The sequence below is a fragment of the Methylobacterium aerolatum genome, assembly GCF_022179085.1.
In the GTDB taxonomy this organism is placed as follows: domain Bacteria; phylum Pseudomonadota; class Alphaproteobacteria; order Rhizobiales; family Beijerinckiaceae; genus Methylobacterium; species Methylobacterium aerolatum.
Genome location: NZ_BPQE01000045.1, coordinates 1 through 14340 on the forward strand (window position 1 = coordinate 1; position 14340 = coordinate 14340).

11 protein-coding genes are annotated in these 14340 nt (G+C 68.0%); 3 read left to right on the plus strand and 8 right to left on the minus strand.

The window, feature by feature from the left end; all coding sequences use genetic code 11:
* From MFF06_RS21810 to oxlT, 6 genes are all read right to left on the minus strand, one after another.
* Nucleotides 1-1219: HPP family protein (locus MFF06_RS21810; protein WP_238208141.1), on the minus strand; the 1219-nt coding region annotated here is incomplete at its 3' end.
* A 140-nt stretch (nucleotides 1220-1359) separates the two neighbouring features.
* Entirely contained in the window at nucleotides 1360-2610 is a 1251-nt protein-coding gene (frc, locus tag MFF06_RS21815; RefSeq protein ID WP_238208143.1) for a formyl-CoA transferase, read from the minus strand.
* A gap of 82 nt (nucleotides 2611-2692) precedes the next feature.
* Nucleotides 2693-3136 carry a PAS domain-containing protein gene (locus tag MFF06_RS21820; RefSeq protein WP_238208145.1) on the minus strand — a complete coding sequence of 148 codons (444 nt, stop codon included), beginning with the start codon at nucleotides 3134-3136 and terminating at the stop codon, nucleotides 2693-2695.
* A gap of 131 nt (nucleotides 3137-3267) precedes the next feature.
* Entirely contained in the window at nucleotides 3268-4005 is a 738-nt protein-coding gene (locus MFF06_RS21825) for an alpha/beta hydrolase (RefSeq protein ID WP_238208147.1), read from the minus strand.
* Between the two features lie 86 nt (nucleotides 4006-4091).
* A complete protein-coding gene (gene oxc, locus MFF06_RS21830; protein WP_238208149.1) occupies nucleotides 4092-5843 on the minus strand; it encodes an oxalyl-CoA decarboxylase in 1752 nt (583 codons plus the stop codon).
* Nucleotides 5844-5977: 134 nt separating this feature from the next.
* Nucleotides 5978-7312, minus strand: a complete 1335-nt coding sequence (gene oxlT / locus MFF06_RS21835; RefSeq protein ID WP_283207305.1) for an oxalate/formate MFS antiporter — start codon at nucleotides 7310-7312, stop codon at nucleotides 5978-5980.
* A 557-nt stretch (nucleotides 7313-7869) separates the two neighbouring features.
* Between oxlT and MFF06_RS21840 the strand changes: the two genes are divergently transcribed.
* The 3 genes from MFF06_RS21840 to MFF06_RS21850 all read left to right on the plus strand — a co-directional run bounded on the left by MFF06_RS21840 (nucleotide 7870) and on the right by MFF06_RS21850 (nucleotide 10204).
* Nucleotides 7870-8151: a hypothetical protein gene (locus MFF06_RS21840; protein ID WP_238208150.1), complete on the plus strand. Its 282-nt coding sequence runs from the start codon at nucleotides 7870-7872 to the stop codon at nucleotides 8149-8151.
* Between the two features lie 4 nt (nucleotides 8152-8155).
* Nucleotides 8156-9970 (plus strand): DEAD/DEAH box helicase family protein, encoded by a 1815-nt coding sequence (locus tag MFF06_RS21845; RefSeq protein ID WP_238208152.1) that lies wholly within the window; start codon nucleotides 8156-8158, stop codon nucleotides 9968-9970.
* 84 nt (nucleotides 9971-10054) lie between these two features.
* Complete coding sequence (locus MFF06_RS21850; RefSeq protein WP_238208154.1) at nucleotides 10055-10204, plus strand: hypothetical protein; 150 nt, start codon at nucleotides 10055-10057, stop codon at nucleotides 10202-10204.
* 87 nt (nucleotides 10205-10291) lie between these two features.
* Here the strand turns inward: MFF06_RS21850 and frc (MFF06_RS21855) are convergent, their stop codons facing one another.
* Together frc (MFF06_RS21855) and MFF06_RS21860 are read right to left on the minus strand one after the other, a co-directional pair.
* Entirely contained in the window at nucleotides 10292-11569 is a 1278-nt protein-coding gene (gene frc, locus MFF06_RS21855) for a formyl-CoA transferase (RefSeq protein ID WP_238208157.1), read from the minus strand.
* A 158-nt stretch (nucleotides 11570-11727) separates the two neighbouring features.
* Nucleotides 11728-14340 (minus strand): GAF domain-containing hybrid sensor histidine kinase/response regulator (locus tag MFF06_RS21860; RefSeq protein ID WP_373323155.1); only part of this gene is annotated, 2613 nt, incomplete at its 5' end.

A 14340-nucleotide genomic window follows, 5' to 3' on the forward strand; every position in this document is an offset into this window, starting at 1 on the left:
GCGAGCGGAGGGAAACGATCCGGGGTAGCGGAATGTCTCGAGGTTGTGCGCGGCCCTGTGCCGTTTCGCTGTGTTCGCCATCACGGGCGCTCGCCATGTCGGCGAGCATCGCATCGATCAGGTCCATCTGCGCCACGACACCGATGAGACGGCCGTCCCCATCGACCACCGGGGCGTGGTGCAGGCCCGCCTGCGTCATCAGCAGGGCCGCCTTCCCCGCGACGGTCTCGGCGGGAAGGGCGACAAAACCGGTGGTCATCACGTCGCGGACGGACCCGTGCGGGGCGCGGCCACGCTGAGCCATCAGGGCGAGGCGCTGCCGGAGATCGAGCCGGGGTGCCTTGCGCTCCCATCCCACCGTCTTGTCGATCAGGTCCGTCAGCGAGACGACGCCGAGCACCCGAGCCCCCTCGTCTGTCACGGGGACCATCGTCACCCGGTGATGGCGCAGCAGGTCCAGGGCCTCGCGCAGCGGCGCGTCGGGGGCGATGGCCTGAACGCGGCGCGAGAGGAGCGCGCCGCAGGTCGTCTGGCCGGACCGGCGCAGGGAGGCATGGACCTGCGCCTGCCGGAGGATCGCCTGAAGGTCGCCCCGGTCGATATCGAGCACCTCGTCGAACTGGGACAACGCCGCGTCGATATCGGCGGCAGTGAGCCCCGGCCCCATGGCGGCGTCCGGCGCGGCGGCCTGGGCGGGGGCGTGCGGGTAGCGCCGTCCCGTCAAATTGTTGAACACGAGGGCGCAGCCGAGCAGCAGCGCCGAGTTCAGCCCCACGGGCCAGGCGACGAAGGCATAGCCGAGGTCGCGGATACTCGGGCCGCCCAGGACCGCCGTGAGCGCCACGGCGCCGCTCGGCGGGTGCAGGCAACCGAGCAGCATCATCAGCGCGATGGCCACCGAAACGGCCACGGCCCCGGCAATCATCGGATCCCCGATCTGTGCGGCGGCCGTCACTCCGACGAGGGCGGCGACGCAATTCCCGCCGAGGATCGACCAGGGCTGGGCGAGCGGGCTGGACGGCACGGCGAAGAGCAGCACGGCCGAGGCCCCCATGGGCGCGATCAGCAGCGGCCACGCCGCGGCGGTGCCTATCGCGCTCCGCACCGTCAGGCCCGTGCAGAGCAGGCCGAGCAGGGCGCCGCAGGCCGCGCGGAACCGCTCCTGAACGCTGGCCTGCGGCATTCGGGGGACGAGGAGCGCGAGCAGCCGGTGCGGCATCGGGTCTGGTCTCGTCGGGGGAACGCCCGGAGGCGGCCGCAGCCCGGTCGCTGGACCGCGCGGCGACCGGAATGGGGAAGCGGAGGCGGGTCGGTCTAGACCGTCCCGCCTCCGCTGGCCATGGCTGTCGGCGGGCTCGATTAGACAGCCTTGGCGTCGTGCAACTCGGCGATCTGCTGCTGGGAATACCCCAGCTGGGACAGGATATCGTTCGTGTGCTCACCGAGCAGTGGCGAGGCTTTAATATCCACCTTGAGGTCGGAGAACTTGATCGGGCTTCCAACGGTCAGATACTTGCCGAGCTTGGGGTGGGCGACCTCGACGATGGTCCCGCTCTCGCGCAGCGACTTGTCGTCGGCGATCTCCTTCATGGTGAGGACCGGCGAGCACGGAATGTCGAACTTCCGCAGGATATCGACGGCCTCGAACTTGGTCTTGTCGGCGAGCCACGCCTCGATGGTGTTGAAGATGTCGAAGATCTTGTCCTGGCGGGCGCGGGCGGTGTTGTAGGCGGGATCGTCGATCCACTCCTCGCGGCCGATGGCCTTGCAGATCGGCGCCCAGGCATGCCCCTGGATCGTGAAGTAGATGTAGGCGTTGGGGTCGGTCTCCCAGCCCTTGCACTTCAGCACCCAGCCCGGCTGGCCGCCGCCGCCCGCGTTGCCGCCGCGCGGCACCACGTCCGAGAAGGTGCCGTGCGGGTATTGCGGATACTCCTCCAGGTAGCCGACGGCATCGAGGCGCTGCTGGTCGCGCAGCTTCACGCGGCAGAGGTTGATGACTGAGTCCTGCATCGAGACGGCGACCTTTTGGCCCTTGCCGGTCTTCGACTTGTGGTGAAGCGCCGTCAGGATGCCGATGGCGAGGTGCATACCGGTGTTGGAATCCCCCAGCGCGGCGGCCGACACGGTGGGCGGCCCATCCCAGAAGCCGGTGGTGGAGGCGGCCCCGCCCGCGCACTGCGCGACGTTCTCGTAGACCTTCAGGTCCTCGTAGTGGTGCCCGTCGGAGAAGCCCTTCACGGATGCGAGGATCATCCCCGGGTTAAGTTCCTGGATGCGCGCCCAGGAGAAGCCCATCCGGTCCAGGGCGCCGGGGCCGAAATTCTCGACCATCACGTCGGATTCGCGGATCAGACGCTCCAAGACTTCCTTGCCCGCCTTGGTCTTGGTGTCGAGGGTGAGCGAGCGCTTATTGGAATTGAGCATGGTGAAGTAGAGCGCGTCCGCATCCTCCACGTGGCGCAACTGGCTGCGGGTCACGTCGCCGGCGCCGGGGCGCTCGACCTTGATGACGTCCGCGCCGAACCACGCGAGCAGCTGCGTGCAGGCCGGGCCGGCCTGGACGTGGGTGAAGTCGATGATCTTGATGCCGTCGAGCGGTTGGGTCATGGTCTATCCTCCCGTTGAAAAGTCGAGCGAAGCCTGATCGACCGGCCGGATACGTCGCTCCGGCCCGGAATTGGTTTGGCGTTCAGGCCGGAACATTGTCCTTGAGGTGGTCTTCGAGGTCGGCGATGCGCTGGCGGAGATGTTTCTCTTCTTGCCAACGCTCGGTTTCGTCGCGGATGACCGCCGCGATCCCGGTCACGGCGCCGGCCTCGTCCTTGAGGAGGCCGACGGTGAAGGCGATGGACAGGGCGTGCCCGTCCTTGTGCAGGGCCGGCACCTTCAGGAGCTTGGTGCCGTACTTCGTCTCGCCCGTGCGCATGGTGTTGGCGTAGCCGTCCCAGTGGCGGCGCCGGTGGCGGTCGGGCGTGATCAGATCGAGGGGGCGACCGAGCGCTTCCTCTCGCGTGTAGCCGAAGATGCGCTGCGCAGCCGCGTTCCACACCACGATGGCGCCCTCGGGATCGGCTACCACGACGGCATCGCCGAGGGCGTCCACCAGACCGGTGAGGTTGGGTGCGCTCGACATCGTCGCGCTCATGGTCCGTGCCGGACGGCGATCGGCAGCTCTGTCATGGCGCTCTCTCCTTGTTTCCCGGCGAGGGGCTCTCCCCCTGCGCTCGGTGACTGGCATCTGGTATACCACATACGAAAATGCGGTCAAGCCTGATCCAGTACGTTCGACCGGAAATTGGCACAGTCTTGTGAAGTCGTGCAGCGATCCTCGAAGAAGAAAGACATCGCTTGCCGGACGACGTTGGCGTCGTAGGCATGAGGACCGTCGTATTCGACGTAAACGACATCGTAGCCCGCGTGCACGAGAGCTTCGGCGTGCCTGCGCCCGCTGCGGGCAACGGGGATCTGCTCGTCCCTGGTGCCGTGGGAAAGGAAGATGCGGGGTGCTCCCGCCTGCATCTGCACTGAGAGAAAGCCCGCCGAGGACACGATGAGGTGGCTGACAAGGTCGCCGTTGGTGAGCCCGAGGGAGAGCGCGTAGCTGCCGCCGTCCGAATGTCCGGCGAAGGCGAGCCGGGCGGGGTCGATCAGGAAATGCGCCGCGACGGCGTGGAGCGCATGATCGAGCCTTTCGCGATCCGGTCCGTTCCCGGCGATGACCAGATCCCAGGTGGGGTGGAGGGATTGGGGCGTGAGGAGCAGAAACCCCCGCGCCTCTGCATGGACCGCAAGCATCGGCAGGATTTTCTCGGCGCTGCCGCCCCCGCCGTGGAACAGCACGACCAGGGGAACCGGACGACGGGCCGGCAGGGCGGTCGGCACGTAGAGCCTTGCGTCCCGCTCCGCGAACAAGCCGAGGGCATGGCAGCCGGCGGGCAACGGCTCCTCGCTGGGGAGCCGGGGCCGGAAGTGGAGCCTGCCAGCGAGCCGTGGATCCATCATCGGCGGATGCCTTTCCCCGTCCTCGAAAGGGGCATGCCCGGCCGGGCGCGTGACCGGCCGGACATGCGGGATCGGGCGCGATGCCCTCACGCCTTCCGCTTGATGACGCTCTGCGGGTTGAGGCTGCCGATGTTGCCGCTCTCGCTGCCGGCGGCGGGGTCGATCATCGCGTTGATGAGGGTCGGGCGGCCCGAATCCATGGCCTCATCGACGGCGCGCTTCAGCTCCTCAGGCGTGAACACCTGGGCGCCGACGCCGCCGAAGGCTTCCATCATCCGGTCGTAGCGGGAATCGGCCACGAAGACGGTGGTGGCCGGATCGCGACCGGTGGGGTCCGTGTCCGTGCCGCGGTAGATCCCGTTGTTGTTGAAGATCACGATGCAGACCGGCAGCTTGTACCGGCAGATGGTCTCCACCTCCATGCCGGAGAAGCCGAAGGCGCTGTCGCCTTCGATGGCGAGCACCGGCTTGCCCGTCTCCACGGCGGCGGCGACGGCGAAGCCCATGCCGATGCCCATGACACCCCAAGTGCCGACATCCAGGCGCTTGCGCGGCTGGTACATGTCGATGATGCCCCGGGCGAGGTCGAGGGTGTTGGCGCCCTCGTTGACCAGTAGCGCGTCGGGCCGCTCCTTGATCACGGTGCGGAGGGCGCCGAGGGCCGAGTGGAAGTCCATGGGCGCGGCGTTCCTGGCGAGCTTCGGCGCCATCTTGGCGATATTGGCCTCTCGCTTGGCCCTGATCGTCTCGACCCACTCGGCGGGGGCGCCGGACCACTCCTCGCGGATCCCGTCGAGCAGGGCGGCCACGCAGGAGCCGATATCGCCCACCACGGGAGCCACGATCTCGACGTTCGAATCCATCTCGCGGGGCTCGATGTCGATCTGGATGAAGCGCTTGGAGCCCGGTGCCCCCCAGGTCTTGCCCTTGCCGTGGGACAGGAGCCAGTTCAGGCGCGCACCGACGAGCAGGACCACGTCCGAATCCTTCAACGCCGTCGAGCGCGCGGCGCCCGCCGAGAGCGGATGCGTGTCGGGCAGGAGGCCCTTCGCCATGCTCATCGGCACGTAGGGAATGCCGCTGCGTTCCACCAATTCGCGCACGAGCTCGTCGGCCTGGGCGTAGGCGGCGCCCTTGCCGAGGATGATCGTGGGGCGCTTCGCATTCCGCAGCTCGTCGAGGGCGCGGGCGATGGACGAGGGCGCGGGCAACTGGGCGGGGGCGGCATCGATGACCTTCACCAGGGACTTCGCCCCGGCCTCGGCATCGATCACCTGCGAGAACAGCTTGGCCGGCAGGTCGAGATAGACGCCGCCGGGGCGGCCCGAGACGGCGGCCCGGATGGCGCGGGCGATGCCGATGCCGATATCGCAGGCGTGCAGCACCCGGAAGGCCGCCTTGCACAGGGGCTTGGCGATGGCGAGCTGATCCATCTCCTCGTAGTCGCCCTGCTGCAGATCCACGATTTCCCGCTCCGAGGAGCCGGAGATCAGGATCATCGGGAAGCAGTTGGTCGTGGCGTTGGCGAGCGCCGTCAGGCCGTTGAGGAAGCCGGGCGCCGAGACGGTGAGGCAGATGCCCGGCTTCTTGGTGAGGAAGCCCGCGATGGCCGCGGCGTTGCCCGCGTTCTGCTCGTGGCGGAAGGACAGGACGCGCATCCCCTCCGCCTGGGCCATGCGGCCGAGATCGGTGATCGGGATGCCGGGCACGCCGTAGATCGTGGTGATGCCGTTGAGCTTCAGGGCATCGATCACGAGGTGAAACCCGTCGGTGAGCTCCATCGGGGCATCCGCGACATCGCTCGCCGCCATGTCGATCTGCTTGGTGACGACTGTCATGGTGTTTCCTCCCGGTTCATTGTCGCAGTGAAGGGGGTCTCGCAGCGCATTGGTATTAAGTATGCCAGTCTGCGAGACAGGGATCGGCTTCAAGGGGCGCGGCGGCTCGTCCGGAGCCGCCGCGTTCGGTGAGTCTATGCCAGGCGCGGAGCCGGGACCTTGGCCGGTTCGCAGCGGGCCTCCGCTTCCTCAGCAAGGTAGCGGCGCCGCAGGGGCTTGAGGACGAACATGGCGAGCGAGGCCGCCACGATGTTGAGCCCGATGATCAGGGCGAAGACGGCCGACCAGCCCGCCGCGGCCGAGAGCATGCTGGCGAAGGGGACGAGGAAGGCGGCGGTGCCCTTGGCGGTGTAGAGCAGCCCGGCATTGCTGGCGGCGAATTTCGAGCCGAACGTGTCACCGCAGGTCGCCGGGAAGAGCGAGTAGATCTCCCCGAAGACCCCGAAATACACGGCGGTGGCCAGGATGAAGACGTAAGGGTTCGCGCCGAAGTTCAGGAGCACGATCATCGCCATCGCCGCGATGCTGAAGGCGATGAACATGGTGTTCTCGCGGCCGATGTTGTCGGACACCCAGCCGAAGAACGGGCGCCCGAACCCGTCGAAGATCCGGTCGAGGGAGATCGCCAGCGTCAGGGCGGTCATCGACAGGCCGAACAGGCTCACCGGCACGCCCGCGACCTTGAAATCATGGGCGATGGGGGCGATCTGCGCCGCCGCCATGAGGCCGCCCGAGGCGACCATGACGAACATGGCGTACATCACCCAGAAGACGGGCGTACGCACCGCCTGCTTCGGCGTCCGGTCGACCTTGGTCTGCGGGACGCGGACGCTCTTGCGCTGGACCGGCGTGACGGTGAGCGGCTTGCGCAGCAGGAAGGACAGGGCGATCACCACGAGGCCCTGGCCGATGCCGAAGGTGAGGAAGGCCGTCTCGTAACCGCTCGAGGCGATGGTCTTGGCAATCGGCACCACGGTGATGGCCGCGCCCGCGCCGAAGCCCGCCGCCGTCGCCCCGGCCGCGAGGCCGCGCCGATGGGGGAACCATTTCAAGGCGTTGCCGACGCAGGTGCCGTAGACCGAGCCCGCCCCGATGCCGCCGATGACGGCCGCGGTGTAGAGGAGCGTGAGCGAATCGGCGTAGGCGTTCAGAACCCAGGCGAGGGCGATCATGACGCCGCCGAAGCAGACCACGACGCGCGGACCGTAGCGATCCACGAACCACGTCTCGATCGGCACGAGCCAAGTCTCCGTGGCGACGAAGATGGTGAAAGCGATCTGGATGGCCGCGCGGCCCCAGTGATACTTCGCATCGATGGGATCGACGAACAGTGTCCAGCCGTACTGGAGGTTGGCGATCATGGCCATGCACAGCACGCCGAAGGCGAGCTGCCACCATTTGGCCGCATCGGGGTCTCGCTTCTCTACGGATGGATCCGCGTATACCGCTGCCTCATCACGGTGTTGCATGGGTGACCTCCCCTGGTGCCTCTCCGAGCACGCGCCGGGATCATCCTGCATGTTCCGCTCAGGTATTCAATATACCAGATGCGAGAAATTGCGTTTCCTGCATTATTTTGCAGGGCAACATGGCGATTGGGCGGGTGCCGCCCTGGCCGGTCGACCGTCGTGCACCGATGCACCACGGCGGCGCCGACATCGCCGCAGCTGATTACGGACCCAAGACGCCGGTCAGGCAACGGGGTCCGAGCCGAGTCGGGCTGACGATCCGGCCGATCCTTCACCCGCTTCGCACCATTTGCCCGTCGAGGCGGCGGGCCGATCGATTGACAGCCGGTATCTGGTATACCAACCTGAGAACCGGTACCGCTCCCCGAGAAGCGGGCCGGGAGGAGGAGCGTTATGGCCAGTCCAGGGCCGAACGCACGACGCCTTGGCATTGGCCACGAGCGCCGCGCCGACCAGCACGATCCGACATCGTCCACATCCCGCTGGCTCCGAGACCGGGCCCGCGGACGCATGACCGATCACTCCGTCGCGACCGCAACAGAAGGGGCGAGCACCCGATGAAGTACCTGACCATCCTCGAATGCCCCGTCGCCTACCCGGCCGAGAACGCGCATTCCCTGTCCAGCAAGGACCTGATGCCCCGATTCGGGGTCACGGCCGGATTGGAAAGCCAGCACCTGCGGGTTTTGGAGAACCGGATCACCTCCGTCTGCATCTGGCAGAGCGAGGCCCTCGCCAAGCGGTACTTCGATGCCGACTGGTCCGCGAAGGCCGACGATATCTGGGGCGACGAATACCGGATCCGGTCCGAGCCGATCGACTCGGCCTCCGCCGCCTGATCCGGTGGGCGGCGAACCCGGCTTCCACGCCTGGGATCCGGGGCTGGTGTCCGGCCTGCCCCGGATCCTGCGGTCTCAGGCGACCGTCTTCCGGCCCGAAAACGTCGAGACCACCCTCGCCGAGAGCGACGAACTGAGCGATCTCTGCGGCCTGCCCGCAACCCGGCTCTGCCTGTTCCGGGCCGAACGACTCGCCGCCCACGAGGTGCTCGTGCGGGTGATGGCCGACCTCTCGATCCCGATGGGCTCGGTCTATGCCGACCTCGGCGTCAACTTCCGGCATATCGTGGCCACCGTCCTACGCGACGGGATCGAGCCCCACCGGACCGCGATCCGCCAGATCCTCGACGGGGTGCGCGCGGAGGCGGAGGTGATGCTGAGGGAAGAGGCTGCGCGCCTCTTCGCCGACCTGGCGATCCCGCCGCCCCCTCCCCCGCGACGCCGGTGGCTTTGGCGAGGACAGCCCTTGCCGGGACCGCCGCCGGAGCCCGCTGAGCGGCTTCGCTCCGCCCTCGGCACCGTGGCGCCCGGGGCGCACGATCCCGACGATCTGCGCCGGGCGGTGCGCGAGGCGCTTTCTAGCGTCGCGGGTGGAATCGTCGGCCGACGTGGGTTTCTGCCCAACGACCCCGGCCTGCTCTGCCGGATCGGCATGATTCTGGTCTCAAACGGTTACGGCAGCCGGCGGATCGGCGAACGGATCGGACCCTGGGTGGACGCCGTCTTCGATCGGGAGAAATTCCGGCGGGTGTCCGCGCAGGAGCGGCCGGTGGTGATGAGCGTCAAGGGTGCCTCGGCCTCCGGGAAGAGCACGATTCGCCCCTATCAGCGCGCGCTGGCGGAGCGCACCGGCCTCGATTGGCGCGATTTTGCGATCATCACGCCGGATGTCTGGCGCAAGTTCCTCCTCGACTACGACAGCCTCGGTGACAGCCGGCGCTACGCCGGACCGCTCACCGGCTACGAGGTCGAGATCATCGACCGGAAGCTCGACGGATACATGGCCCGCAAGGCCGCCGAGGGGCGGATGTCGCATCTGCTGATCGACCGCTTCCGCTTCGACAGTTTCGCCGTCGATTCGTCCCTCGACGGTGCCGGGCAACTGCTCAGCCGCTTCGGCCACACGGTCTACCTGCAATTCATGGTGACGCCGCCGGAGGAGACGGTGGAGCGGGCCTGGAAGCGCGGCGAGGAAGTCGGCCGCTACAAGGCCGTCGAGGATTTGCTCGCCCACAATGTCGAGGCATTCGAGGGCATCCCGCGGCTGTTCTTCCTCTGGGCCTTGCGCCGCGACAGGATCGTGGCGTTCGAATTCCTCGACAACACCGTGCCGAAGGGCGACGTGCCCCGGACGATCGCCTACGGCCGGAACGACGCCATGACGATCCTCGATCCCGCCGCGCTGCTCGATGTCGAGCGCTTCCGCAAGATCAACGTCTACGCACGCTCGCCCGCCGAGCTCTACGCCGGGGTCGATCCCGCGTCCCACGGCAACGGCGCCTTCCTGGCGGCCTGCATCGCTCGCCTCGCGGACGTGAGGTTCGCGGAACGCGGCACGTTTCGCGTCTACGCCCACTTCCGGCAGGGGCGCCTCGTCGGGCGGGATGCGACGCTGCTCGAAGAGGTGTGTGCGGATGCAGCAATCCGGGGCGCCTGCGAGGCCATCGGGCTCCTGGACAGCCCGCAGACGCGCCTGCCGCAGGATGTCCTCCCGCGGGCGGAAGAGGGGCGGACGCTTGGCTCGGGGGGAGAAAACCAGCCCGTTCCGGCGCACGAGCCCGTATGCGCCGGCCGAGACATGCGTAAATTGCATAATTGAAAATGGTATTTTGCACTTGGTATGCCAGAACGGTCTTCGTATAAGGCGGATGTCGCACCGCAATATGAACCACCGAGGTACGCCGTGATCGCCACCGCCCTGTCCGCCTTCGTCCTCTTCGCCGCCGTCCAGTGCCTCCTCGTCGTCCACGTGGCGGACAAGCTGTCGCCGACCGCCTCCGACGACCGCACGAGCGCCAAGACCCCGGCCGGCACCAAGCCGCAATACGCCTGATCGCCGTCGGCGCCTCCGGGGCGAGGCCTGTGCAGGGAGGGGGCCACGCCCCTCCCCTCGCGTCGTCGGCGACCGAGGGGCGGAGCGCTATTCCGCCGCCACCTTCGCCACCGGTCCCACTGCGCCCGACCAGAGGATCGTGTCGATCTCGGCCGTCGAGCAACCGAGCACGTCCCTCAGGATCTCGTCCGTATGCTCCCCAAGGAGCGGCGAGCGTTGGATCGTCACCGGATTGGCCGAAAGGCGGATCGGGTTGCCGACCGTGAGGTAGGGTCCCCTTGTCGGGTGATCGATCTCCAGCACCGTGCCGCTCGCGCGCAGCGTTTCGTCCTCGGCGATCTCCTTCATGGAGAGGATCGGACCGCACGGGATGTCGTGCGCGTTGAGCCGGTCCATCGCCTCGAACTTGTCGTGCTTCATCGTCCACGCTTCGATGCGCGTGAAGATCTCGTTGAGGTGGGGTAGCCTCGCCCGCGGCGTGCTGTAGTTCGGATCGGACTTCCAGCCCGGCTCCCCGATGATGTCGCAGATCGGCTCCCACACCGCCGCCTGGGCGATGAAGTAGATGTAGGCGTCGGGATCCTGTTCCCAGCCGAGGCACTTCAGGATGCGGCCCGGCTGGCCGCCGCCCGAATCGTTGCCGGCGCGGGGCACGGCCTCGCCGAAGGGAACGCCCTCGCCGAACTGGCTGTATTCCGGGAGGGGGCCACGGGCGAGGCGCTGCTGATCGCGCAGCTTCACCCGGCAGAGGTTGAGGACGCTGTCCTGCATCGCGCAATCGACCCGCTGGCCGCGGCCGCTCTGCACGCGGTGATAGAGGGCGGTGACGATGCCGAGCGCGAGGTGCAGCCCGGTGCCCGAGTCACCGATCTGCGCGCCCGTCACCATCGGCATGTCTCCCCGCCAACCCGTGGTGGAGGCGGCGCCGCCGGCGCATTGGGCGACGTTCTCGTAGACCTTGCAATCCTCGAACCGGCCGGGCCCGAACCCCTTTACGCAGGCGAGGATCAGCCGGGGGTTGGCCTCTTGGATGCTCTCCCAGGAGAAGCCCATCCGGTCGAGGGCTCCAGGGGCATAATTCTCCACGAGGACGTCGCATTCGCGGATGAGGCGCCACAGCACCTCCTTGCCGGCCGCGTTCTTCACGTCGATCGTGATCGATCGCTTGTTGTGGTTCAGCATCGTGAAATAGAGGCTATCGACGCCGGGGATGTCCTGCAGTTGCTGCCGGGTGGCATCGCCGGCTCCTGGCCGCTCGATCTTGATGACGTCGGCACCGAACCACGCCAGCAATTGCGTGCAGGTCGGACCCGATTGGACATGGGTGAAATCGAGGATCTTCACCCCCGCGAGCGGCGCGCCCATCATGATGTCCTCCCTCGTCGAGCCCTTCGTCGGCGGGTCGTCGACAGGACCACACCTCTCGGCTCGTTATTTGGAGGATGGCATACCAGATACCAACAGTCAAAAGGCCGGGTAATGGCGAGGGCGCGCCTCAACGAGGGCGCCCGTGCCGAGATCGTTCAGGCGGCTGGCGCCGCGATGCAGGATTCGGCGCCGAGCGCCCGATGGAGGATCCGGGCGAGCTGCTCGGCCGAGTACGGCTTGTGCAACAGCGTGAACCCATGGTTGCTCTCCTGCGCGAGCATGTGGCTGTAGCCGGAGGTCAGGACCACCGGCAGGAGGGGCAGGCGCGTGTGAAGGTCCCGGGCGAGGGCCACGCCGCCCATGCCCGGCATCACGACGTCGGAGAACACGAGGTCGAAGCCGCCTCCGTCCGCGCCGAGCTTGTCCAGGGCCTCCTCGGCCGTCCCCGCCCAGACGGTGCGATATCCGAGATCCTCCAGGATCTGGGTCGCGAATTGCCCGACCCCGACATTGTCCTCCACCACCAGGATACGTTGGCCCGTGCCGAGCGGCGCGGGCGCTTCCGGCGAAGGCTCCAGCACCGCCACCTCCGCCGCCGCCACCTCGGGCAGGAAGAGGGTGAAGGTGGTGCCCTCGCCGACGGTGCTGCGCACGTCCACGTCGCCACCCGATTGCTTGGCGAAGCCGAAGACTTGGCTGAGGCCGAGGCCGGTGCCCTTGCCGACTTCCTTGGTGGTGAAGAACGGCTCGAAGATGCGCCCGATCCGATCCTGCGGGATGCCCGTGCCCGTATCGGTGAGGGAGACCGCGACGAAGAGCGCGTCCGATCCCGCATGTCCCCGCAGCGAGGGCAGCGCCGCGCCGCAGGTGACACGGAGGATGAGGGTCCCCTCCCCGTCCATGGCGTCGCGGGCGTTGACGGCCATGTTGACGAGGGCCGTCTCGAACTGGCTCACGTCGGCCCGGACGAGGCAGCTCGTCTCCGGCACCTCGATCAGGACCTGCACCCGTGCGCCGGTCAGCGTGTCGAGCATGTCCGCGATACCGCGCACCTTCTGTCCGGCGCTGAACACCTCCGGCTTCAGCGCCTGGCGACGGGCGAAGGCCAGGAGCTGGCCGGTGAGCTTCGCCGCGCGGTCGACGGTCTCGGACACGGCATCGAGGTAGCGGCGCTTGCGCGCTTCCGGCAGGTCGGGCCGCCGCAGGAAATCGACGGACGAGCGGATGATCGTGAGCAGATTGTTGAAATCGTGCGCCACGCCCCCCGTCAATTGGCCGACCGCCTCGAGCTTCTGGGACTGGCGCAGGGCCTCCTGCGCCTCCGCCAGCTCGGCCTGTCCGCGCAACCGTTCAGAGACGTCCATCACGAACTGGTAGCAGCCCGTCCGGTTGCCCGCGGCGTCGCGCAGGGTGCGGAAGCTGATCTCGTAGGCGGCCCGGGCCCGGTCGGCGTCGCCGAATTCCTGGACGAAGGTCAGTTCCTCGCCCGCGAGGCCCCGGCCCCATCCCGCCCTCACCTGCGCCTGATGCTCGGGCTGGTCGGCGAGGAGATCGAGCATGTTGTCGCCGACCTTCGGGCGCACGCCGTAGATGCGCTCGAACTCGTCGGCGTTGGCGAGGTTGATCGCCAGGATGGTGTAGTCGAGGTCGGCGGCCATCACCATGATGTCGGTCCGCTCGACGATGGTGGCGAAGAGATCGCGCTCCGCCGTCTTCTCCGAGACCTGCAGCGCCAAGGTTTCGTTCAGGTCCTGGAGACGGCGCTCGCTCTCCCGCAGGGCCGTCTCCGCGCGGGCGCGCTCGGTCGCGGCCTTCAGGCGTTCGCCCACCTCCCGGATGAGGTTGCTCTCCGCCGTCGTCCAGATGCGCGGCACCGCGTTCTGGACCGCCAGCAGCCCGACCCATTCGTCGCCCCGGAACAGCACGACATCGACGAAGGCGCCGACCTGTCGCGATTTCAGGCCGGCCCGCGCGACGGGGTTGAAGCGGAGATCCGCCTGCACGTCCTCGACGGCGACGACCGTCCCGTCGCGGTAGGCCGCCAGAAGGTCCGGGCCGAAGGCCGACAGGTCGTGCCGGCCGATGATGGTGCCGACGCCATTCGTGTATTCGCACTCGACCGTCATCAGGCCGTTGGCGATCTCGGCGTAGAAGACGCGGCTCGCGCCCACCCGCTCGCCGAGGCGCTGCGACGCCACCTCGATGATCTCGGTGGCGGAGGTCAGCGGCCGCAGGGCGTCGCTCAGGTTGAGCAGGAAGGATTGCCGCTCCTCGTTCTCCCGCAATGTGGCATCCGTCTCCCCGGAAGCCTCGCGGGATACGATCGCGATGCAGGTGCCGTAGAGGCCGTCCACCCGGCCGGACTCATCGCGGATCGGAACGTACGAGAGGGAGAAGCGCGTGTCCCCCGATCCGTCCCGCCGCGACAGGCCGGCGGCTGCCCCGGTCCCATGGGCGGGGCGGCCGGAGGTGGCCTCGATGACGCCGGGGGCGAGGCTGTTTCGGAATTCGCGCCAGACGTCGAGGTAGTCGGACCCCAGGGCCGCGGGATGCCGGATGCCGAGCAGACCGGCGTAGGCGTCGTTGTAGAGGAGCCGGCGCTCGGGTCCCCACAGGATGAAGGACGGCTGGCTCGAACCCAGCATGAGACCCACGAGGGTGCTCAACGCGACCGGCCAGGACGCCGGGCCTCGGAGGGGCGTCGCGTCCCAATCGAACGCGCTAATCAACGCGCCCATCTCGGCGTCGGCGCCGAGGAAGGCCGGATC